Annotated in this window: 15 protein-coding genes; 7 read left to right on the top strand and 8 right to left on the bottom strand. The window is 75.0% G+C overall.

Going from position 1 to position 21835, the window contains the following annotated elements:
• Window positions 1-20: 20 nt before the first annotated feature.
• From WME96_RS22690 to WME96_RS22700, 3 genes are all read left to right on the top strand, one after another.
• Window positions 21-1580, top strand: a complete 1560-nt coding sequence (locus WME96_RS22690) for a vWA domain-containing protein (protein ID WP_437292172.1) — start codon at window positions 21-23, stop codon at window positions 1578-1580.
• A gap of 54 nt (window positions 1581-1634) precedes the next feature.
• Complete coding sequence (mltG, locus tag WME96_RS22695; protein WP_437292173.1) at window positions 1635-2906, top strand: endolytic transglycosylase MltG; 1272 nt, start codon at window positions 1635-1637, stop codon at window positions 2904-2906.
• A 118-nt stretch (window positions 2907-3024) separates the two neighbouring features.
• Window positions 3025-3687, top strand: coding sequence for a hypothetical protein (locus tag WME96_RS22700; protein ID WP_437292174.1), 663 nt, complete (start codon window positions 3025-3027; stop codon window positions 3685-3687).
• Window positions 3688-3699: 12 nt separating this feature from the next.
• Here WME96_RS22700 and WME96_RS22705 read toward each other — a convergent pair whose 3' ends face one another.
• From WME96_RS22705 to WME96_RS22715, 3 genes are all read right to left on the bottom strand, one after another.
• Window positions 3700-5145 carry a cation:proton antiporter gene (locus tag WME96_RS22705; protein WP_437292175.1) on the bottom strand — a complete coding sequence of 482 codons (1446 nt, stop codon included), beginning with the start codon at window positions 5143-5145 and terminating at the stop codon, window positions 3700-3702.
• Between the two features lie 157 nt (window positions 5146-5302).
• Window positions 5303-6625 carry a cation:proton antiporter gene (locus WME96_RS22710; RefSeq protein ID WP_437292176.1) on the bottom strand — a complete coding sequence of 441 codons (1323 nt, stop codon included), beginning with the start codon at window positions 6623-6625 and terminating at the stop codon, window positions 5303-5305.
• Window positions 6622-8688 (bottom strand): mechanosensitive ion channel domain-containing protein, encoded by a 2067-nt coding sequence (locus WME96_RS22715; RefSeq protein ID WP_437292177.1) that lies wholly within the window; start codon window positions 8686-8688, stop codon window positions 6622-6624. The genes WME96_RS22710 and WME96_RS22715 overlap by 4 nt, the downstream gene beginning before the upstream one ends.
• 207 nt (window positions 8689-8895) lie before the next feature.
• Here WME96_RS22715 and WME96_RS22720 point away from each other — a divergent pair, with 207 nt between their 5' ends.
• On the top strand, window positions 8896-9942 hold the full coding sequence (locus WME96_RS22720; RefSeq protein ID WP_437292178.1) for a glucokinase: 1047 nt from the start codon (window positions 8896-8898) through the stop codon (window positions 9940-9942).
• Window positions 9943-9983: 41 nt separating this feature from the next.
• On the opposite strand, the gene WME96_RS22725 is transcribed toward WME96_RS22720, so the two are convergent.
• The 5 genes from WME96_RS22725 to zwf all read right to left on the bottom strand — a co-directional run bounded on the left by WME96_RS22725 (window position 9984) and on the right by zwf (window position 15413).
• Window positions 9984-11165, bottom strand: coding sequence for a sensor histidine kinase (locus tag WME96_RS22725; protein ID WP_437292179.1), 1182 nt, complete (start codon window positions 11163-11165; stop codon window positions 9984-9986).
• Window positions 11156-11815, bottom strand: coding sequence for a cobalamin B12-binding domain-containing protein (locus tag WME96_RS22730; RefSeq protein ID WP_437292180.1), 660 nt, complete (start codon window positions 11813-11815; stop codon window positions 11156-11158). The genes WME96_RS22725 and WME96_RS22730 overlap by 10 nt, the downstream gene beginning before the upstream one ends.
• Window positions 11816-12022: 207 nt before the next feature.
• Window positions 12023-12748 carry a 6-phosphogluconolactonase gene (pgl, locus tag WME96_RS22735; protein ID WP_437292181.1) on the bottom strand — a complete coding sequence of 242 codons (726 nt, stop codon included), beginning with the start codon at window positions 12746-12748 and terminating at the stop codon, window positions 12023-12025.
• Window positions 12749-12771: 23 nt separating this feature from the next.
• Complete coding sequence (locus tag WME96_RS22740; RefSeq protein WP_437292182.1) at window positions 12772-13848, bottom strand: glucose-6-phosphate dehydrogenase assembly protein OpcA; 1077 nt, start codon at window positions 13846-13848, stop codon at window positions 12772-12774.
• Entirely contained in the window at window positions 13845-15413 is a 1569-nt protein-coding gene (gene zwf / locus WME96_RS22745) for a glucose-6-phosphate dehydrogenase (RefSeq protein ID WP_437292183.1), read from the bottom strand. Before zwf ends, WME96_RS22740 begins: the two co-directional genes overlap by 4 nt.
• Before the next feature lie 217 nt (window positions 15414-15630).
• Between zwf and WME96_RS22750 the strand changes: the two genes are divergently transcribed.
• From WME96_RS22750 to WME96_RS22760, 3 genes are all read left to right on the top strand, one after another.
• Window positions 15631-15975 (top strand): DUF433 domain-containing protein, encoded by a 345-nt coding sequence (locus WME96_RS22750; protein ID WP_061614556.1) that lies wholly within the window; start codon window positions 15631-15633, stop codon window positions 15973-15975.
• A gap of 254 nt (window positions 15976-16229) precedes the next feature.
• Window positions 16230-17528, top strand: coding sequence for a hypothetical protein (locus WME96_RS22755; RefSeq protein ID WP_437292184.1), 1299 nt, complete (start codon window positions 16230-16232; stop codon window positions 17526-17528).
• A 404-nt stretch (window positions 17529-17932) separates the two neighbouring features.
• A complete protein-coding gene (locus WME96_RS22760) occupies window positions 17933-21766 on the top strand; it encodes a protein kinase domain-containing protein (protein ID WP_437292185.1) in 3834 nt (1277 codons plus the stop codon).
• Window positions 21767-21835 lie beyond the last annotated feature (69 nt).

The following is a 21835-nucleotide window of genomic DNA, read 5'->3' on the forward strand; positions in this document are numbered from 1 at the left end:
GGCCGTTCTCTGGAGGAGCCATGAAGCCGACCCACGTCGCCCTGTTCTCCGCCCTCGGCATGATGCTCACGAGCATCTCCGTCTACTCGCTGGTGCCGTCCGGGGGCCGCAGCGCCGCGTCGGCGAGCGACGTGGTCGCCGAGCCGCCCCGCGTGGTGCCGGAGGTCACGGGCGGCGCCGTGGCGGCGGCGGCCGACGCGAGCCGCTTCACCACCGGGTCGAGGCTGATGCTGGAAGGGCGCGTCGGCCACGCCCGCCTCTCCCGCGCGGCGCGGGAGACGTTCCTGATGTTCGAGGTCCGCGGCGACGGGGCGCCCGTGAGGACGCAGGCGCAGGCGAACCTGTCGCTGGTCATCGATCGCTCCGGATCGATGAAGGGCACCCGCCTCGCCAACGCCGTCCAGGCGGCGACCACCGCCGTGAGCCGCCTCAACGACGGCGACGTCGTGTCGGTGGTCACGTTCGACACGAGGACGAGCGTGGTCGTGCCGCCCACGACCGTCGGGCCCGCCACGCGCGGCAGCATCCTCGCGCGCGTCCGCGGCATCTCGCTCGGCGGCGACACCTGCATCTCCTGCGGCATCGAGGAGGGCCTCGCGCTGCTCGGCCAGACGGGCGGCGGGGTGAACCGGATGCTCGTCCTCAGCGACGGCGACGCCAACCACGGGGTGCGCGACGTCCCGGGATTCCGCGCGATGGCGCAGCGGGCGCGCGATCGCGGCGTGAGCATCACGACCATCGGGGTCGACGTCGACTACAACGAGAAGATCCTGTCGGCGATCGCGCTGGACTCGAACGGCCGGCACTACTTCGTCGAGAACGACGCCGCGCTGGCGCGCATCTTCGAGGCGGAGGCGGAGCAGCTCACCGCGTCCGTGGCGAACGGCGCGGAGCTCGCGATCGATCTCGCGCCGGGCGTGGAGCTCGATCGGGTGTTCGACCGCCCGTTCCGGAGGGCCGGCGGCCAGGTCGTCGTGCCGCTCGGCGCGTTCGCGTCGGGGGAGGTGAAGACGGTCCTGCTCAAGGTGCGCCTCGGCGGGCTCGCGGGCGAGCCGGGCGGCGCGGCCGCCATCGCCGACGTCGGCCTCGCGTACCGCGACCTGGTCGCGGGGGCCGACGCCCGCTGCCAGGGCAAGCTGGGGGTCGCGATCGCCGACCGCGACGCCGACGCGAGCGAGATCGACGTGCTGGTCGCGGGCCGCGTGCAGCGCAGCGAGACGGCGGCGACGCTGAAGCAGGCGAACTTCCTGTTCGAGCAGGGGCGCCTCGACGAGGCGCGCAGCAAGCTCGACGCGCAGCAGCGGTCGCTGCGGAGCGCCGCCGACAAGGCGAAGCGCAGCGCCCCGGCGAGCCGCGCGAAGGACGTGGCGTTCGACTTCGAGAGCCAGCTCGCCGCGCTGGAGCGGGCCAACACGGATTTCTCCGCGCCGCCGGCGTTCGCCACGCCGCCGCCGGCCGCCGCCGGCCCCGCGAAGCCCGGCGGCTTCGCGGCGGCCCCGGCGCCCGCGGCGACGCAGTCCCGCGAGGGCAAGGCCGCGGTCAAGCGCAACGAGGTGGACGCCGCCCAGCTGGCGCGCTGACCGGCGGCGCGGGGCGTTGACACGGGTCCGGCTTTCGGGTTTTGACTCCCGGCGGTGGGCGTTCGATCGAGGGCGAGCCGGCCGGGGAACCGCCGGACGGGTGGCGACGGCGCGCAGGGATCGCCGCCGCGCGAGCCCCCGTCGTCGACCCGGAAGACCACCCCCGCGCGGCGCGCGCGCGGCGCCGGGCAGCGCGCGCCGGGCTCGCGGCGCCCGGCCCACGCGCGCGCGCGGCGCGTGCGGGCGCTCCTCCTCGGGCTCGCTGGCGCGATCGCGCTCGCGGGCGCGGCGCTCCTCGCGCTGGTGCTCGGCTTCGGGCGCGCGAGGGCCCCGGATCGGGGGCGCGTCGTGGAGATCAACTGGCCGGACAGGCTCGACGCGGGCGAGGCGGCGGCGCTCCTCGCGGCCGAGGGGCTCGTGGAGAGCGAGCGCGCGATGGCGCTCTACCTGCGCGCGACGGGCGGCACCGAGGGGTTCGTGCCGGGCCCGCACCTGCTCTTCGAGGGCGCGACGCCGCGGGAGCTGCGGCAGATGCTCACGCGCGCGGAGGGGCGGCCGACGGCGAAGGTCACGATCCCCGAGGGCTGGAACCGCTTCGACGTCGCGGCCCGGCTGGAGAAGCTGCGCGTCGCCGGCAAGAAGACGTTCCTCGCCGCGACCGCCGACGGCGCGTTCCTCGACGCGCTCGGCATCGAGCGCGGCGGCGCCGTGGGGGCGGAGAGCGCGGAGGGGTACCTGTTCCCGGCGACGTACGAGTTCGCGCTGGACTCCGACGCGCGCGACGTCGCGCGGCGCCTTGTCGCCGAGTCCGACCGGCGCTGGGGCGTCCTCGCGGCGCAGAGCAAGGACGGGCTCGCCGCGCTGCAGGCGACGCTCGGGTGGGGGCGCCGCGAGGTGCTCACGCTCGCCTCCATCGTCGAGAAGGAGGCGGTCGTCGAGGAGGAGCGGCCGCTCATCGCGAGCGTCTTCCTGAACCGGCTGCTCGACCCGGCCTTCCGATCGCGGCGGCTGCAGTCCGACGCGACGGCGCTCTACGGCTGCGTCGCCTGGCCCGAGGACGCGCCCTCGTGCGCCGAGTCGGGAGGCAAGCCGACGCCCGCCGTGGTGCGGGATCCGAGGAACCGCTACAGCACCTACGCGCACCCGGGGCTGCCGCCGGGTCCGATCGCGAACCCGGGGGCGCCGTCGATCGCGGCCGTGCTGGCGCCCGCGGCGACGAAATACCTCTATTTCGTGGCGGCAGGCGGGGGCCGCCACCGGTTCAGCGAGAGCCTCGACGAGCACAACGACGCCGTCCGGAAGCGCCGGGACGCGACGGCGCCGTAGGCGGCGAGCGAAGCGACCGGCGCGGGGCTCGCGCGCCGAGCATGCCGAGGACATCGTGCAGCGCAGCGCCATCCGCGCTTCCTGGAGCGGCGCGAGGCCAGTAGATTCGCGCGCCATCATGCGCCGTCCCGCTCCGTTCCTCGCCGCGCTCTCCGCTCCCCTCGCCTTCGCCTTCGCGGCAGCAGGCTGCTCGCCCCGCGCCACGCCGCCGACCGAGGGCAGCGCCGCGCCGCAGGTCGAGGCCGCGCCGACCGCCCCCGCGAGCGCCGCGCCGTCGGCGCCCGCTGCGCCGGCGGCCGCTGCCTCTACCAGCGCCGCCGGCTCCGCCTCGGCGAGCGCCGCCGGCCCCGACGCCGCCGCGCCCGCCTCCGCCGCGCCCGTCGTGAGCGCGGCGCCCGCCGCGAGCGCCACGCCGGATCCGGCGGCGCCCGCCGACGCCGGGCCGCTCCCGAAGGTGAAGGTCGCGAACATCGGCATGCACATCGGCGGCGGGCCGCACGACGACTACACGAAGGAGCCGATCAAGCGCTCGGTCGCGCCGCACTTCGACGAGTTCCGCCGCTGCTTCGCGCTCGCGGAGGATCCGAACAAGGCCGGAGATTTCGGGATCGACCTGCGCATCGAGAAGGACGGCGGCAAGGCCGAGGTGCGCAAGCCCCGGACCGCGCTCAAGGGCGAGGCGTTCACGCGCTGCGTGGTCGGCGTCTTCGAGCGAATCGACTTCCAGAAGCCGCGGCGAGGCCCCACCGTGGTGAGCTACTCGCTGCGGTTCACGCCGTGATCGGGCCGCGGCTCACCCGTGGCGCCCGATGTTCGGCAGCGAGCCGCGCGAGGCCTCGACGGCCGTCTCGCCGGCCCGGTCGAGCGCGTACTTGAAGAGGATCGGGCCGAACACCTCGTTCAGCGCGACGCACCCGACGACGAGCGCGCGGAAGCCGGCGCCGAGGGCCGGGAACGCGCGCTCGATCGTCAGGCTGATGCCGAGCGTGAGGCCGGCCTGCGAGACGAGGCCGCACCAGGCGTACTTGCGCAGCACCGGCGGGTCGTCCGCGAGCCGGTTGCCGATGCGGCTCGCGACGAAGGTCACGAAGGCGCGCGACGCGCCGAAGAGCAGCGCGACGGGCCACATCATCCGGAGCAGCGGCAGATCGAGGTGGGCGCCGGCGGTCGCGAAGAAGAGGACGAACACGATGCTCGCGGCGTCCTCGACGGCGTGCACGAGCCGCTCGCCCTGCTGCGACAGGTTCGCGACGACGAAGCCGGCGACCACGAAGACGAGCAGCGCGTCGAAGCGGAGGTAGCGCAGCACCTCGGTGGCGCCGAAGCCGAGCGCCACGAACACCAGGATGAGCTGCCGGCCGATGAGCCGCATGTAGGCCGCGAGCGCGAGGCCCAGCGTCGTGCCGATCGAGATGCTCCCGAGGATCTCGCGGCCGAGGAGCTCGATCTCGTGCATGGACATCGTCGTGCCCGGCTCGATGAGCGGCCGCACCGTGGAGAGCGCGATCGCCGTCACGACGATGACGATGATGTCCGACGTCATGACGAACGCGAGCGTGTTCATCGCGACGGGGCCGGTCGCGCGCGTCTGGGAGAGGATGCCCAGCACGGCCGAGGGGCTGCGGGTGACCGCGATGACGCCCCAGAGGATGGCCACGCCGAACGCCGCGGTGCTCGAGAGCTCGGCCGCGAACGGGACGAGCGAGCGCGCCGCGTAGAAGACGCCCGTCAGCGCCACGAAGACGAGCACCGTCTGGACGAGGTTGTGCAAGAGGAGGCTCTTCAGGCTCTTCTTGACCATCTCGAGCCGGAGCTCGGCGCCGCCGGCGAGCGCGATGAGCGCCAGCGCCAGCGCGTTGACCCGCGAGATCTCCTCGACGGCGTGGTGATCGACGAGCTGGAGGACGTGCGGCCCGGCGATGATGCCCGCGAGGATGTAGCCCGAGAGGTGCGGCAGGCGGAGCGGCTCGACGAGCTCGCTCGCGAGCGTGCCCGCGAGCAGGAGGAACCCGATCGAGGCGATGGTCCCCGCGGGGCCTTGCTCGTGGGGCACCGCGCGCGTGGTCGCGTAGAGCACCCCGAACAGGATCACGAGCGCGACCGCGTGCGTGAGGTGGTTCAGCGGCCCCTTGGGGGCGGACCCGTGGTGGCGGCCGGCGGGCGCGCTGTGCGGCGCGGCGGGCTCGACGGGCGCGGCGGGCGCGGGCGGCCCGGCGTCGGGGAGTGCTGCGGCGCTCACGGTGGCGCATCCTTCGTCGGTCGCACGCGCGTCTTGTAACCCTGTTGCGCGCGCCCGGACATCCCGAAGACCGCCCTCGCGCGCGCGTCGACCGAGGCGCGCCTCCCGCGCCCACCGTCAGCGGAGCGCCGCGCGGACCCGCAGCACGCCGGCCCGATCACCCCTCCACCTTCCCCGCCGGGGATGGGCGATCGCTCGGCCTCGGTGTCGCCGTCGGCGTCGATGCGGCGTCGCGCGCGGCCTGGACATGGGCCAGCGCGCGGCCGAAGAAGAGCGACTCGCGCTCGGGCGCGGCGAGCTCGCCGGCCTTGCGGAGCGTCGCGCGCAGCGCCTGCGGCCCGACGAACTCGCCGAAGACGGCCGCCGCCGCCGCGGCGAAGAGGACGGTGTGGCCGACCGGGCCCGGGAAGCGCAGCGCGAAGGCGAGGCCGACGCTCATCGCCACGGCGCCGGACGAGAGCAGCCCGAGGCCGAGCCACGGCGACGCCTCGCGCGCGTCGGGCGACACGACGCGGAAGACCAGGCCGGTCGCGAGCTTGCCCAGGGCCCGCGCCACGAGCGCGATCGCCACGATCCAGGGCAGGAACGGCGCCGCGTTCGGGTTCACGTGCGCGCCCGCGAGCAGCAGCGCTGGCAGGATGACCGGCCGCTCGGTCGGCGCGACCATGGCCACGATCTCCTCGCGATGCGGGGAGACGGCGGCGATGGTCACGCCCATCGCGAACGTCGCGAGGAGCGGCGACAGGCCGACCCGGGCGCTCGTGCCGATCGTCAACAGCGAGGTGCCGAGCAGCACGCCCCAGCTCTGGATCAGGCGGAAATCGGTGCCGAGCAGCACGACCGCGATGAGGCCGAGCACCACGCCGATGAGCGCCGTCACGATCGTCCATCCCCAGAACGGGAGCGGCCAGTGCGCCGTCGCCTGCGGGACGAGCGCGAAGGCGCCGCCCATCATGAGCAGCGGCCCGAGGTCGTCGCAGTCGGCGATGTCGGCGATGAGATCGGAGAGCTTGCCGCTCGCGCTGTAGCGCTGCGTCACCCAGAGCACGGCGTGCCGCGTCGTCTCGGCGGAGACGGCGCCCACGCCCGCGGCGAGCAGCACCCGCTCGTCGCGCTCCAGCGACGGCGCGCCGCGCGTCGCCGCGAACCAGACCGCGGCCGCCACGGCGCAGCCGGTCGCGATGCTCATCAGCACGCAGAGCGCCATGCGCGACGGGCGGACGCGGCGGTTGCCGACGAAGCCGAAATCGAGGCCGACGACAAGCGCGAGCCAGCCGAGCGCGACGCCCGCCACCGGCTCGAACGCGGCGAGCGACGAGGGCTCGAGCAGCCCGAGCGCCGAGGGACCGACGACGAAGCCGAGCACCACGTACTCGGCGCCGGAAGGGAGGCCGATGCCCCGGAGCACGCGGCCGCTGACGAGCGAGCTGCCGAGGTACGACAGCACGAGCAGCCCCATCAGGAGCCAGATGGCGTTCACGAGGCGGCGCCCCGGTCGACCGGCGCGCTGCGCCGCGCGCCGCCGGAGGACACCGGCGCCCGCCCGAGCGGGATGCCCGCGGTGGCGAGGGCCTGCGCCACGGCGGTGAGCCAGCGGCTGCGCACGTCGTCGCCGTCGCAGGCCATCGTGGCCCGGAAATGCGCGCCCCCCTCGTCGATCGCGACGAGCGCGGCGCGCGCGCGGCTGCCGAGGCCAGATGCCGTCCTGAGCAGGAGCTCCCGCACCCGCTCGAGATCGGTCGAGGGGTCGACGCTGATCTCGACGGACACGAGCGGCGGACGGCCGCGGATACGCGTCGGGTGGAACAGGCTGAGCAGGTGGGGAACGCGCACGACGCAGCCGTCCTCGTCCTCGAGGCGCGCCTCGAGGAGCGTCAGCTCGCGGACCCGCCCGGACCGGCCCCCCACGTCGGCGATGTCGCCGATGCGCAGGCGTCGCCCGTAGATCACCGAGAGGCCGACGGCCGCCGAGGCGATGAGCGGCGTGCTGGCGAGCGCCGCCGACGCGAGCACGACGAAGCCGACGCGCGTGAGCGCCCCCTCGTCGGTGCCGGTGATGAGCGGCGCCGCGAGGAGCAGCGCGGCCACGAGGATGCCGAAGCGGACGAGGACCCCGGTGGCGATCGCGAGATCGGAGGGGAGCCACCCGAGCGACGTCTCGCCCCGGCTGACGCTCCCGAAGAACAGTCCCACGAACCGGGTGAGGACGAGGAGCGCGAGCGTCGCGACGATCGCGAGCAGGAGCACCGGGACGCTCCGCGCGATGCGCCCCATGAGCTCCGACACCGGCGCGAGCACGAAGCCGGTGAGCTTCTCGCTGTAGTCGCGCGTGGCCGCGAACAGGGAGAGCGCGAACAGGATCCAGATGTAGGCGATGCCCACCCGGACGAGGACGCCCGCGGCGCCGAGCGCGACCGAGAGCGCGCCCTGGGACGCGGCAGGCCGGAGCATCTCGATGCCGCGGACGCGCAGGGCCGGGAGCCGCTCCGGGTGCTCGGCGACCCAGGCGCGCGCCCGCGCGACGAGCTCGCCGACCTTGCGGAGCAGGAGCAGCGCGATGAGCCCCGAGAAGACGAGCAGCGAGAACGAGAAGACGCTCGTCGCGATGCGGCTCCTGCTGTGCTCCTTGGCGAGGACGTCGCGCACCGTGGCGGCGATCGCCGCGGCGTGGACCGTGACCGTCGCGGCGCCGGCGGCGGCGGCGTCCTCGGGCCCGAGGTGGATGAGCGGGCTCTCGCCGACGTAGACGACCGCCACGCCCGCCTGCTCGTCGATGCGGACGTCGGGGACCTTCTTCTCCTGGGCGGCGCGCTCCAGCACCTTCGCGGCCTCGCGGGCCCGCGCCGGGGGAGAGAGGTTGCCCCGGTGCACGCGGACGGCGAAGACCGTCCGGCCGAGCAGCTCGACGCGCGCCTCGGGCTGCTCGGCCAGCGGGGGCGACGGCAGCGGGTCGGCGGCGCGCGGCTCACCCTGATCCGCGGTCGGGGCCTGCGGCGCGGGCGCCAGGACGACCTGCGCGGGCGGCGGCGCCGGCGTCGCGGGCGGCGGCGGGACCTGCACGAGCGGCGGCTGCACCGGCGGACGCGGCGCGGGCGGCTCGGGCGGCGGCTCGGCGACAGGCGCGACCTGCTCGGCATGGGCCGACGGCGGATCGGCCTGCTCGGCGGCAGGCGCGGGCGCTACCTGCGCCGACGGCAGGGCGAGCTGCGCGGACGGCGACGCGGGCGCGAGCTGCGCGGACGGCGACGCGGGCGCGAGCTGCGCGGACGGCAGCGGCGCCTGCGATGACGACGGCGCGGGCGCGGCCTGCGCCGACGGGGTCGCCGCTTGCGCCGGCGGCGCGAGCTGCGCGCCGCGCGGCACGACCGGCGCGGTGGACTGCGCCGACGCGACGGGCGCGGGCGCTCGCGCGGGCTGCGCGACGGCCGCGGGCGCCCGCCGCGGCTGCGCGGACGCGCCCTGCGCCGGCTGGGCGAGCGGGGCGCCGGCAGGCACGGCGAAGCCGGCGAGCGCGACCAGAAGCGCGGTGAATAGCCGCTGCACGCCGGCACTTTCGACCGGCCGCAGGGTGCCGGTCAAGCCATGCCGGAGGCAGGGCCGCCGCGGGAGATCGCCCGCGAGGCCCCGCCGGACAGCGGCGGCGGCTCGATCGCCCGTGGCCAGCGGGCTCCTCGGGACAATCGCTTCTGCCGCGCCCGCCCGATGACGGATCGCCTTGCGGCCGAGTCGACTCGCTGGCAGGGCGGCCGCGTGGCAAGGACCAAGAGCTCCGCGGGGCCGTCGCTGCTCGTCGGCGACATCGGTGGCACGAACACCCGGCTCGCCCTCTACGACGCGTCCGGCGACCGGCCGCTCTCCGAGGCCGTCTTCCGCAGCCGCGAGCACGCGAGCTTCGAGGAGATCGCCCTCCCCTTCCTCGTGCGCAGCGACGCCCCCCACCCGGCCGTGGCCGTGCTCGGCGTCGCCGGCCCCATCAAGGACCACGTCGCCACCATCACGAACCTGCCGTGGCGCCTCGCCGAGCGCGATCTGTCGCGCCGGCTCAAGATCGGGCGCATCCTGCTCGCGAACGACCTCGTCGTCGGCGCGCGGGGCTGCCTGCACATCCCCCGCGGCTCCATCGCGCCGCTCACCGAGCGCCGGCCCCGGCCGAAGGGGAGCAACCTCGCCGTCATCGCCGCGGGCACCGGGCTCGGCGAGGCGCGGCTCATCTGGGACGGCGCCCGCCACCTCACGCTCCCGACCGAGGGCGGGCACGCCGACTTCGCCCCGCGCTCCGCGGTCGAGGCCGAGCTGTGGCAGTTCCTCGCGGAGCGCCACCCGGATCACGTGAGCTACGAGCGCGTCCTCTCGGGCGACGGGCTCGGCGCCCTCTTCGACTTCTTCGCCTCGCGCGCCGCCCGCGTGCCGCGCGCGATCGAGCGCCGCCTCGCCGAGGGCGACCGCAACGCGGCGATCTCGGAGATCGGCCTCGCCCGCGCGTTCCGGCCCGCCGCGCGCGCGGTCGACATGTTCGTCGAGATCTACGGCGCCGAGGCGGGCAACCTCGCCCTGCGCGAGCTCGCGCTCGGCGGGGTCTTCGTCCTCGGCAACATCGCGCGGCACCTCGTCACCGCGCGGCGCGAGCTGTTCATGAAGTCCTTCCTGAAGAAGGGCCGCCTCGCGCCGCTCCTCGAGGGCGTGCCCGTCGCGGTGGTCACCGACCCCTTCGTCGGCGTGCGGGGCGCGCTCACCATCGCGCGGGAGCTCGCCGCCGCGGAGAAGCCCCCGGCCCGCCGGGCGCCCCGCAAGTCCTGAGCGCGGACCGCGCGGGCCCCAGGGCGGCGCGAGGCGCCGGCTCAACGCGCGCCCGTGCCCCCGCCCCCGGCCGCCTCCGCGCTCCCGTCCGCGTCCCCGGGCGATGGGAGCTCGAAGACGAACCGCGCGCCGCCGCGCGCGCCGGCCTCGACCCAGATCGATCCGCCGTGCAGCGCGACGATCCGCTGCGCGATGTGCAGGCCGAGGCCGGCGCGGCCCGCGCGCCCGCCCTGCCGCCGGAAGCGCTCGAACACCGCCGCGCGCTCCTCGGGCGCGATGCCGGGCCCCGCGTCCTCCACGGCGCAGCGCACGCAGCCGTCGCCCGCGGCGAGCTCGATGAGGACGTCGGTCCCCGGCGGCGCGTGCCGGATCGCGTTCTCGACGAGGTTCACGAGTACCTGGTAGACCCGCCGCCCGTCGCCGCGCACGAGCGCGGCGCCCGCGACCGCGCTGCGGATCTGCACGCCCACCTCGGCGGCGATCGGGGCGATCGTGTCGACCACCTCGGCGACCACCTCCTCCATGGACAGGCGCCGCGCCGCGATCCGCAGCTCCCCCGCGTCGGCGAGCGCCGCGTCGAGGATGTCCGAGATGAGCGCCGTCATCCTGTCGACGTTGCGGAGGAGCCGCCCCGCGATCGTCGCGCGCTGCGCCGGCGTCGGCTCGCGCTGCGCGTGCTGGAGGAGCGCCGCCTGGAGCCGGATGGCGTTCAGCGACGACTTGAGATCGTGCGACACGATCGACATGAAATCCTCGCGCTGACGCCCGAGCTCCTCGAGGCCGGCGCGCGCCGCCTCGAGCTCGGCCCCCCTCGTCGCGAGCTCGCGGGTGAGGTTCGCGAGCTCGCTCGTCAGCGCGATCGCGCTTGCCTCCCTCCGGCGCGCCTCGTCCCGCAGGAAGGCCCGCCCGAGGAGGATGCGCGACCCGTCCGCCGCGGGGACCACGAGGAACGTCACCGCCTCCTGGCCCCCGTGCGCGCGGCACACCTGGAGCTCCCAGGTGGCGGGCGCCCCGTGGGCCAGGGCAGCCGCGAGCTTCTCCCGGCTGCTCTCGTGGAACAGCGACGCGACGTCCCCGCCCGGCGCCGCGGCGCCGCCGAGCAGCCGGCCCGCCGCCGCGCTGGCGTGGGTGATCTCGCCGCGCTGCACCACGAGCAGCAGATCGTCCTGGCTCGCGAGGAGGGCGCCGAGCAGCGCCGCCGCGTCGGGCTGCGTCACCGCCATGCCCGCGCGATCCTCACGGCCAGCGAGGCCGACGCCGCGACCGCGTCGACCCCGAGCAGCTTCGCGGCGTCGGGCAGCGCCGCGACGGCGCGGCCGCCCGCGAGGATCTTCGCGCCGGGCGCGCCCTCGCGCACGCGCTGGATCAGCGCACGCGCGTCGGGCACGTGCGCCCCGAGGGTGATCGACACGGCGACGAGCTTCACCGCGCCTCCGCCGGCGTCCTCCAGCCCGCGCGCGAGCGAGCCCCCCCCGCTCGTGAACGTCGTCTGCCAGCCGTCGAGGGCGAGGAGATCGGCGACCATGCGCGCGCCGAACGTGTGGAGCTCGGGCTCGACGCAGCCGACCACCGCCCGCGGGCCTCCCGACGGCCACGCGATCTGCGGGTACAGCGACGCGACGGCCGCCTGCGCGACGGCCGTGGCGAGGTGCTCGTCCGCCACCGTGATCCGGTTCTCGTACCAGCGGCGGCCGACCTCATCCAGCGCGGGCGCGACGACGCGCTCGTAGACGTGATCGAGCCCGCTCCCGAGCGCGGCGTGGAGCGCGCGGCGCGCGGCGACGTAGTTGCCCGTCAGGATCGCGGCCGCGAACAGGCGCGCCTCGGCGTCCTCACCCTCGACCGCCTCCGGGAGCGTCTCGTCGGATCCCACCCGCCCTACCTGCGCAGAGAGTACAGCAGAATACGGCTTGTAGAGGTTCTCAGCTTTGGCCTCACCGGCGGGCATCAGCGCCCGCGCCTTCTCGGGCAACGGACGACGACGTCAACCCTCCCGCGGCGTGATTCCGCGGCACCGGCCAGCCAGCGCACATCGGCTGGCGCGGCCGGCGGCGCGCTCCCCCGGAGCGGCCGCGCGGCCTCACCCGGCCTGCGCCGCCGCGGCGTCGAGCAGCCAGACGAGCTGCCCGGCGCCGCCGCGCACGACGCGCGCCGGCACCTCGTCGGCCGGACCCGGCCGCCTCGCCTGCTCGAGGACCTTGCGCTTCCCGGCCCCGCTGGCGAGGAGCAGCTTGGTGCGCGCCTCCCGGATCACCGGGGCCGTCAGCGTGAGCCGCGCCTCGAGCCCCTTGTCCGGCTGCGCCGCGATCGCGGCGACCAGGCGGTCCTCGATGCCGACCGACCCCGTCCCCGGGAAGAGCGACGCCGTGTGCGCGTCGTCGCCGATGCCCAGCGTCATGACGTCGAACGCCACCGCCGACGCGACGCCGAAGCGGGCGCGCAAGAGCTCCTCGTAGCGCCCCGCGGCCTCGGCGAGATCGGGCGACTCCCCCTCCATGCGGAAGAACCGGTCCTCCGGGATGCGGGCCGCCGCGAGATCGCGGCGCGCGGCGCCGTAGTTCGAGCGGGGGTGGTCGGGCGCGACCGCGCGCTCGTCCACCCAGAACCACTCGGTCCGCTCCCACGGCAGCGAGAGCGCCGCGAGCCGCTGGTACGATCCCGACGGCGTGCTCCCGCCCGAGAGCGCGATCCGCGCGACGCCGCGCGCCTCGATCGCCGCCGTGATCGCGCGCGCCATGAGCTCCGCCCCGAGGCGCGCGAGCTCCGCCGTGTCCTGCGCGACGCACGTCTCCTCTGCACCGTTCATCTCGATCCTCCTCTCGGCCCTCTTCAGAGGGCGCTCCAGTCCGCGGCGGCGAGCACCGCGTCGCGCAGCAGCCGATCGCCCTCCAGCGAGTCGATCGTCTTCGTCAGCACCCACGTCTCGTCGCGGTAGCCGAGCGGGTGGACGTGCTCGGCGGACCGCGCCCCCTCCATCGTCCACCGCACCGTGGCGGGCGCCTTGTCGAGCCGCACGCACCCGAGCGAGAGCGGCTCGCCGCGCAGCGACGTCGCGATGCGCACGCCGTCGAGCCGCCGCCACGAGAGCTCCTCGGCCGGCGGCCCGTCGACCAGCGCGATCTCGATCGGCGCCCCGTCCGCGCCGCGCGCGCGGCCGACCACGCCGGCGCCGCCGCCCTGCGCCGGCCCCCGCGACTCGAACGTCCAGCCGAGCCGCGAGCCCATCCAGCCGAGGAACAGCGCCGCCGGGTCCGGCTTCTGCCCCGCGCTGCGCGCGATCTCCACCCGCCGGATCGCGCGGCACGCCTCCGGCATGTCGTCGAAGAACCGGGCCACGAGCTCCCGGAACGAGAACGTCCGCACGAACGCGCGGTCCGCGAGCGGCGCCCTCGTCTCGCGCGCGACCTCCGCGAGGCGCTCGATGCTCGTCTCGGCCGAGTCGAACACGAGCCGATCGCAGATCGGCGCGAGCGCGTCGCCGAGCACGTTCGGCGCGCCCGGCGCGAGCTCGACGATCACGGCCACGTCGGAGATCGTCAGCGCGCTGACGACCGAGGCGACGCGCTCGGCGGCGGCCACGCCGAAGGTGAGCTCCACGCGGTCGTAGCAGATCGGCACCTCGCCGGCGCGGCGGCACGTGGCCGACCAGTCGGCCTGGACGCTCGACGGGTCGAGCCGGTCGTCGAGCGTGATGAGCAGCGTGCGGCCCGCGTGCGTCTCGGCGAGCTCCTCGGCCTGCTCGCGCAGGCGCTCGACCTCGGCGCGGCTGCCCACCGCGACGAAGTTCATCGTCGACGCGCGCGTCTTCGGGGCCGGCTCCGCCCGCGACTCGTCGGGCGCCGACCAGAACTCGGCGAGCTCCGACTCGACGCGCTTGATCACCTCGGCGATGCGCCCCGCGCTCATGGCCGCCTCCAGGCGCGCTCCGAGGCCTTGCGCTCGCCGCACGCGCCCGTCGGCGGCTCGACGAGCGCGTCGGCCTCCGCGGGGCCCCAGGTCCCCGCGGCGTAGCGCGCGATCGGCGCGCGCTGCGTCCCCCACCCCTCGAAGATCGGGTCGACGAAGCCCCACTGCGCCTCGACCTCGTCGGCGCGCGTGAACAGCGTCGCGTCGCCGCGCAGCGCGTCGAGCAGGAGCCGCTCGTACGCCTCGGGCGTGCTGGAGCCGAAGGCGGCGCCGTACCGGAAGTCCATCGTCACGCCGCGGATGGCGATGCCGCTGCCCGGGATCTTCGCCGCGAACCGGAGCGAGATGCCCTCGTCGGGCTGGAGGCGCATCACGAGCGCGTTCGGCTCGTCGGTCGCGCCAGGGGCGCCCTTGAACAGGCCGTGCGGCAGCGGCTTGAAGTGCAGCACCACCTCGGCCACGCGCTTCGCCAGCCGCTTGCCGGCGCGCAGGTAGAACGGCACGCCGCCCCAGCGCCAGCTGTCCAGGTGGAGCTTCATCGCGACGTACGTCTCCGTCGACGAGTCCTTCGCGACGTCGGGCTCCTCGGTGTAGCCGGGCACCTTCTCGCCGCGCACGATGCCGGACGCGTACTGCCCGCGCACCGTCGACGAGAGCACGTCCGGGCCCACGATCGGCCGGAGCGTCCGGAGCACCTTCACCTTCTCGTCGCGCACCGCGTCCGCGTCCCACGACGACGGCGGCTCCATCGCGACCAGCGTGAGGAGCTGGAGCGCGTGGTTCTGCACGATGTCGCGCGTGATGCCGACCTTCTCGTAGAACTTGCCGCGGCCCTCGACGCCGATGTCCTCGGCCACGGTGATCTGCACGTGGTCGACGTGCTGGCGGGACCAGAGCGGCTCGAAGATGGTGTTGCCGAAGCGGAGGACGAGGAGGTTCTGGACCGTCTCCTTCCCGAGGTAGTGGTCGATCCGGTAGATCTGCGACTCGGCGAGGTGGGCGAGCAGGTCGCGGTTGAGGGCGCGGGCGCTCGCGAGGTCCTCGCCGAACGGCTTCTCGACGACCACGTGCTGGAACGGCGCGTCCTTCTCGTGGGACGGCGGCGCGACGAGGTTCGCCGCGCGCAGGCCGCGCACGATCGGCGCGAACTGGTCGGGCGCCACGGCCAGGTAAAAGACCCTGTTCTTGCGGGTGCCGCGCTCGGCGTCGAGCCGCTCGAGCTCCGCGGCGAGGCGCGTGTACGTCTCGGCCTCGTCGAATGACCCCTGCACGTAGCTGATGCCCTTCTCGAGCTCGCTCCAGGAGGCCTCCTCGAGCGGGCGCCGCGAGTACTTCGCGACGGCCTCGCGCATCTCCTGGGCGAAGTCCGGCTTCGGGCGCCGCGCCACGCCGACCACGGCGAAGCCGCCGGTCAGCAGTCGGCTGAGCGCGAGGTTGTAGACCGCGGGCAGCAGCTTGCGGCGGGTCAGGTCGCCCGAGGCGCCAAAGATCACGAGCGCTGCAGGCGAGGCGGTGCGCTCCTCGGGCATTCCTTCGCGAAGCGGGTTTTTCTCTGCTTGGGTCATTGGATGGGCTCCGGTCGGTGACGACGTCGGGCGTGATGCTCGCGCGCCTCCGCGGCGTAGGGTAGCCCGGATCGCACAGGCGGCAGGCGGCGCGACGGGCGGCCGCACGGCGGGGCGCGGGCGTGCGGCCCGGGCGCGAGAGCGCGCGCGACGAGCGCGTCCGGCGCCTCGCGGCGCTCTTCCATCCGATCGCGACCGGTACTAGGGTCCCCGCGCGATGGCCGCGCCGGTGCTCCCGCGAATCCGCGTACCCCACCCTCACGTGCGGTGCGACAGCCAGGTGCTCGCCGGCAGCCCGCACGTGCTCGGCTCGCGCGTCCCGGTGCGCCGGCTCTGGGCGTGGCACCGCGGCGGCGCGTCGGTGGAGACGCTGCTCAAGCGCTACCCGAACCTCGGGCCGGCGCGCGTGCTGGACGCGCTCGCGTTCGCCTACGACAACCAGGACCTCATCGAGGCCGACATCGCGCGCGAGCAGGCGCTCTTCGAGAAGAAGGGCGGGCCCTCGGTCGGCGCGCGGCCGCTCGCGCAGCTCAACCTCCCCTTCGACGAAGACGACGAGTGAGCGACGGGTGAGCGGGTGTGAGGGCACGTCCCCTCACGCCTCCCAGCCCTCGTCAAGCTCAGCTTGTTTCTTTACAGCGATCGTGACTTGGGGCATTAGGGCGCACCATCGCTGGGGCCCGGAGTGCGGGGCTGCTTGGCAGTGGGAGCGACTGCCGCGCGTGATCGCGGCGGTCCCAGCTTTCAAGGTCGCGGTCACCGGTGTAGGGTCCGCGCCCCATGGGGTACCCATCGAGGTGCCGGAGGGTTTCTGAGATGAGCGTCAATCGATGGAAGTTGTTCGCGATGCCCGTGGCCCTGGTCGGGCTGGCGTCGCCTCTCCTCATGAACTGCGGCGGCAAGGGGATCCCGGGGGCGGACAGCCTCCCCGGGCCGGCCGGTGACCTGGCGTCCGCCGCGGGCGGCTGCGAGGAGCTGAAGAACGGCGGCATTGCCAACCTCAAGTTCGACGGCGGCGCCGACGTCGATGCCAAGCTCAAGGGCTTCCTCGAGGCCGCGGCCTCGCTCGACAAGCTCACGGCGGACATGGAGGCGGACCTCATCGCCTCGTGCGGCAAGCTCGGCAAGGACCTCGGCATGAGCGACGCCGAGCTCAAGGCCGACGCGGGCGGCGGCAAGGGCGCCGAGAAGGTCTGCAACGCGGTCTCCGCCAAGGTCAGCGCCGCCGTCAAGGCGAACGCCGACGCGAAGATCACGGTCCAGATCGAGCCCCCCAAGTGCTACGCCGACATCAACGCGATGCAGGCGTGCCTCGGCGACTGCGGCTCGCCGGTGCAGCCCGGCAAGCTCGAGGCGTCCTGTGAGGGCGGCGAGATCAGCGGCAAGTGCGACGCGGAGTGCAAGGGCAAGTGCACCGTCGACGCGGGCGCGGCGTGCTCCGGCACCTGCAACGCGAGCTGCTCGGGCAAGTGCGAGGCCGGCTTCAAGGGCACCTGCGGCGGCAAGTGCGACGGCAAGTGCGACGGCAAGGACTCGAAGGGCGCGGCGTGCGCGGGCACCTGCGAGGGCAAGTGCGACGCCAAGGCCGAGGGGTCGTGCACGGGCACCTGTGACGGCTCCTGCTCGGGGTCCTGCGAGATCAAGGCGGCGGCGAAGTGCTCGGGCTCCTGCTCGGGCGGCTGCAGCGCCGAGATCAAGGAGCCGAAGTGCTCGGGCGAGTTCAAGCCCCCGAGCGTCGACCCGAGCTGCCAGATGAGCTGCACGGCGAAGACCGCCGGCTCGGCGAAGTGCGACCCGCCGAACGTCCGCATCGTGGCGAACGGCAAGGTGAACGCCGACGCGCAGAAGCTCGTCGCGGCGCTCCGCACGTCGCTCCCGGCGATCGCGAAGGTGCAGCTCGGCACCGGCAAGAAGCTCGCGGCGGCGGTGTCCGGCGTGGGCAAGGCCGGCGCCGACCTCAAGGACGCGGCGCTCAAGGCCGGCGGCAAGGCGGTCGCCTGCGTCGCGGCCGCGGTGGACGCGTCGGCGAGCGCGACCGCCTCGATCGACGTGAACATCAAGGCGAGCGCGAGCGTCAGCGGCTCCGCGAGCGGCTCGGCCAGCGGCGGGACCTGATCCCCGGACCGGCCTGAGACCGGACGCGGCGGCGGTCCCCTCCCGGAGGGGGCTGCCGCCGTTGTCTTTTGGGGCGCCCCTCTCCCGGAAGGGGCCGTCGCCGCGATCTCCGGGAGCGGCCTCCCTGCGCAAAGCGCCGTTCTGGATGGGAGCTCACCTTTTCTCCACGACATGGACATGCGGACGTCCGGACAGGCACCGGCCCCGCCAGCGCCCGTGTAACAACCATGTTTCCTGTCCAGCGAAGCGAGTCGCGGCGAGGGTCGTTGATGCGCGCTACGCCTCCGGGAGGCCGGCGTCGATGACGCGCCTCCGAAGGGGCCATTGCGCCCGGCACGGCGCCGCGTCCGGAGTATCATGATGCCTCTGCAGGCGATGACGGAGACCTCGGAAGGGCAGGAACGATGGTCGGCGGTCCCTTGATCGAGCGCGGCGCCAGGATCGGCGAGTACACGATCGACGAGCCGCTCGGCGAGGGCGGCTTCGGCGCCGTGTTCCGCGGCCACGACGAGGCCGGAAACGACGCCGCCATCAAGATCTTCAAGGACGTGAGCGCCCAGAACGTCGGGCAGCTCTTCGCCCAGCAGAACGAGATCGAGGCGCTGCTCCGGCTGCGCCACCCGTCGCTCGTCAAGCTCAGCTCGTACGGCGTCCTCGACGGCGTCGGCCTCTACCTCGCGATGGAGCTCGTCCGAGGCGAGACGCTCGACCGGTACCTCGCGCGGATGGGCTCGCTCGACACGATCGAGGCCCTGCGCATCGCGCGCCGCGTGGCCGAGGCGCTCGCCCACTGCCACGCGCTCAACGTGCTGCACCTCGACCTCAAGCCGAGCAACATCGTCCTCACCGATCCGTACGAGCCCCGGCTCAAGATCCTCGATTTCGGCCTGGCCACGCTCACGGTGAGCTTCCAGCCCGAGCACGCGCGCGTCAACGCGGGGACCATCGCCTACCTGGCGCCCGAGTGCCTGAAGCAGGGCGCGCTCGGCCGCCCGAGCCCCCGGATGGACCTCTACGCGGTCGGCGTCATGCTCTACGAGCTGCTCGCCGGCCGGCTCCCGTTCTCGGGCGGCACGGTCAACGCCATCATCAACCAGAAGATCTACGGCGCGCTCGTGCCGCTCTCCCAGGTGGCGCCGGAGACCCCGGCCCCGGTCGTCGCGCTCGTGGAGGAGCTCATGGAGCGCGACCCCGCGCGGCGCTTCTCGAGCGCGGCCCGGCTCTGCGCGCGGCTCAAGGAGCTCTATTACGTCACGCTCCACGGCGCCTCGCCCGCGCAGCCGGCGCAGCCGTCGGACGACGGCCCGCACGAGCGCGAGGCCTCCTCGCCCGAGGCGCTCGACGACGCGCCGTTCATCGGCCGCGAGCAGGAGCTCGATCGGCTCGTGGAGCTCCTCCAGACCGCGGTGCGCGGCGAGCCGCGGCCGGCCGTGGTGGTCGGCGACGCGGGCGTCGGCAAGAGCCGCCTCGTCGCCGAGCTGCTGCGGAGCGCGGAGCAGGCGGGCGCGGCGATCGTCGCGTACGGCCGGTGCCGGGAGCTCTCCGGGCTCGTCCCCTACTCCGCCCTCCGCGAGGCGCTGACGCAGATCGCGCTCTGGCTGGAGCGGCACAGCGACACCCGCGCGGCGCGCATCCGCCGGCTGGTCAGCCTCGTGGTCGCCGAGGACGCGGCCCTGCTCCAGGGGCTCGTCCCGGAGCTCATCCGCGCGGTCGGGCTCGCCGACCAGGGCGGCGCCATCGGCCCGGGCGGCCCCCGCTGGATCGCCGATCTGATCCAGCGGCTGCTCGGCGCGATCTCCGAGGAGATCCCCGTCGTCTTCGCGATCGAGGACGTGCACTGGGCCGACGAGGCGACGCACGAGGTGCTCCTGCGGCTCTCGGATCAGCTCGGTGAGATGCCGGTCCTGCTGCTCGCGACCGCCCGGCCGCCGTTCCCCGGCGGGCGCAGCTCGCTGCCGCCGCCGGGCTCGTCCGCGCTGCGCGGCGCGTCGGCATCGCAAGGTCCGCCCGGCTCGTCCGGGCCGCGCGTCGCGTCGGCGTCGCCAGGTCCGCCCGGCTCGTCGCCGATGACGCCGCGATCGGCGGGGTGGCTCGCGTGGAAGGGCGTCGAGCGGCTCGACCTCGGCCCGCTCCCGCCCGAGGCGAACCGGGCGCTGCTCTCGGCGCTGGGCCGCGGCGCGGGGGACGAGCTCGTGCAGGAGCTCGTGCGCCGGGTCCCGCTGCTCGCCGCCGGCAACCCGCTCTTCAACATCCAGGTCGTCCGCAACATGGAGACCGAGGGCTTCCTGCACCGCGGCCGGAGCGGCGCGCTCGAGCTCTCCCGGGCCGACGCGCAGTACCGCGCGCCCGCGTCGGTGTCGGACGTGCTCGCGCGCAGCATCGAGGCGCTCGATCCCACGACGGTCCGGGTCCTCGGCGTCGCCGCGCTGATCGGCCGGCAGTTCCAGCGCGACGATCTGGTCGAGCTCGGCCTGTTCGACCCGGCGGAGGTCGACGGCGCCCTGCGCGACGCCGCCGCGCACCACGTCTGCCTGAGCGAGGACGGGCGCCTCACGTCGTTCTCCCACGACGCGGCGCGCGAGCAGCTCGCGGCCCGGGTGCCGCCCGAGGATCGCGGCGAGGTCCACGGGCGCATCGCGCGGCGCATCGAGCTGCGCGGCGGCGATCCGGGGACGCTCGCGCACCACATCGAGCGCGCCGGCGAGCTCGATCGCGCCGCGTCGACGTACCTGCTCGCGGCGAGCGAGGCCGACCGCCTCCAGGACCCGCACGGCGCGAGCCGGCGGCTCAAGCAGGCGCTCGCGCTGCTCGAGCGGCTGCCGCTCGATCCGGCGCGCGTCGAGCTGAGGGCCCGGTGCGCGCACGAGCTCGCGCGCGTGGCGTGCCTGCTCGGCAGCACGGCGGAGCCGCTCGATCTGCTGCGCCGCACGCAGGGCGCGCTGCCGGAGACGCCGCTCGTCACGGCGGCGCTCTCCAGCGCGCTGTCGCGCGTGCACTACGTGCGGGGCGAGTTCGCGGACGCGGTGGCGCACAGCCGCAAGGCGCTCCAGGCGATCGGGGCGAGCCCCGAGCTGCGCCCGTACCAGTGCTTGCCCGCGAACATCCTCGGGCGCGCGCTGTGCGCGGCCGGCAAGGTCGGCCCGGCGACCGAGCCGCTCCGCCGCGGCTGCGAGCTCGCCGAGGCGGCGGGCGAGTACGTCGAGCTCTGCCACTCGCGCGGCATCCTGTGCGTGGCGCTGAGCCAGTCGGGCCACTACGCCGAGGCCGAGCAGAGCGCCGCGGACGCCGCGCGCCTGGCCGAGCGCCTGCGCGACCCGGTGCGGCTGCTCGGCACGTGGTTCTACTACGCGGTGCTCGCCGAGGGCCGGTTCGACTGGGATCTCGGCGTCCGGTCGACCGCGCAGCTCCTCTCGTACGCCGAGGAGCACGGCCTGAGCGGGCTCTACCTGTACGTCGGCACGATGTACGCGGGCCGGCACCAGTTCCACGTGGGGCACCTCGCGCGGGCGCGCGTGCTGATCGCGAACGCGTGCAACCTCAGCGGCGTGCTGGGCATCGGCATGGGGCGCGGCTGGGCCGAGGGGTACCTGGGCGACGTGCTCTTCGTGCAGGGCCACCTCACCGAGGCGCTCGCCGCCTACGAGCGGGCGCTCGAGATCGGGTCGGCCGGGACGGGCGACGCGTACGCGGTGAGCCTCGGCCGGGTCGGCCGGATGCACGTGCTGGCGCTCCAGGGCCACGACGCCGGCGAGCTCAGGGCGTACGGCCTGGAGACGCTCGAGTTCATCCGCGCCTCGGGCAACCGGACGCAGCTCGTCATGGCGCTCGAGCGCTGCGCCGAGGCGCTCGACCTGCTCGGCGACGAGGAGGGGGCGCGCGACGTCCGGTCCGAGCGCGCGGTGCTCGTCGAGGAGCTCGGCCTCAAGGACCCGACGTTCTGGCCGCGGCCCCCGGTCGAGGCGGCGTTCGGCGGGTCCCCGCGGGAGTACTGGACGGGGCTGCCCCGCGAGCTCCGGTCGGTGGCGCCGAGCAGCCTGGGCACGACGCAGATCGTCGCCGCGACCATGGCGGGGCTCGCGGAGGCGGCGACGCTCGCCATCCCGGAGGAGGAGATCGGCGCGCCGACGATCGTGGCGATCCCGCGATTGCGGCACGTGACGTTGCTGGAGACGCTCGCCTCCGTCGAGGGCTTCGTCCCGCGCTTCGACGGGCCGGAGGCGCCGCCGGTCGCGAAGTGACGGCAGCGGGGGGCGCGCGAGGCGCCGCGGGTCAGCCGGGGGGTTGCGTGGGCGACCGGGGCGCGGCGC

Origin of the sequence: Sorangium sp. So ce406, assembly GCF_051474675.1 — a bacterium.
GTDB classification, from domain to species: Bacteria; Myxococcota_A; Polyangia; order Polyangiales; family Polyangiaceae; genus Sorangium; species Sorangium cellulosum_G.

Bases quoted from the DNA above. Each gene is read 5' to 3' on its own strand.
- WME96_RS22690 (WP_437292172.1), top strand. From the start codon at position 21: ATGAAGCCGACCCACGTCGCCCTGTTCTCCGCCCTCGGCATGATGCTC.
- WME96_RS22700 (WP_437292174.1), top strand. From the start codon at position 3,025: ATGCGCCGTCCCGCTCCGTTCCTCGCCGCGCTCTCCGCTCCCCTCGCC.
- WME96_RS22725 (WP_437292179.1), bottom strand. From the start codon at position 11,165: ATGGCGGTGACGCAGCCCGACGCGGCGGCGCTGCTCGGCGCCCTCCTC.
- pgl (WP_437292181.1), bottom strand. From the start codon at position 12,748: ATGAACGGTGCAGAGGAGACGTGCGTCGCGCAGGACACGGCGGAGCTC.
- WME96_RS22740 (WP_437292182.1), bottom strand. From the start codon at position 13,848: ATGAGCGCGGGGCGCATCGCCGAGGTGATCAAGCGCGTCGAGTCGGAG.
- zwf (WP_437292183.1), bottom strand. From the start codon at position 15,413: ATGACCCAAGCAGAGAAAAACCCGCTTCGCGAAGGAATGCCCGAGGAG.
- WME96_RS22750 (WP_061614556.1), top strand. From the start codon at position 15,631: ATGGCCGCGCCGGTGCTCCCGCGAATCCGCGTACCCCACCCTCACGTG.
- WME96_RS22755 (WP_437292184.1), top strand. From the start codon at position 16,230: ATGAGCGTCAATCGATGGAAGTTGTTCGCGATGCCCGTGGCCCTGGTC.
- WME96_RS22760 (WP_437292185.1), top strand. From the start codon at position 17,933: ATGGTCGGCGGTCCCTTGATCGAGCGCGGCGCCAGGATCGGCGAGTAC.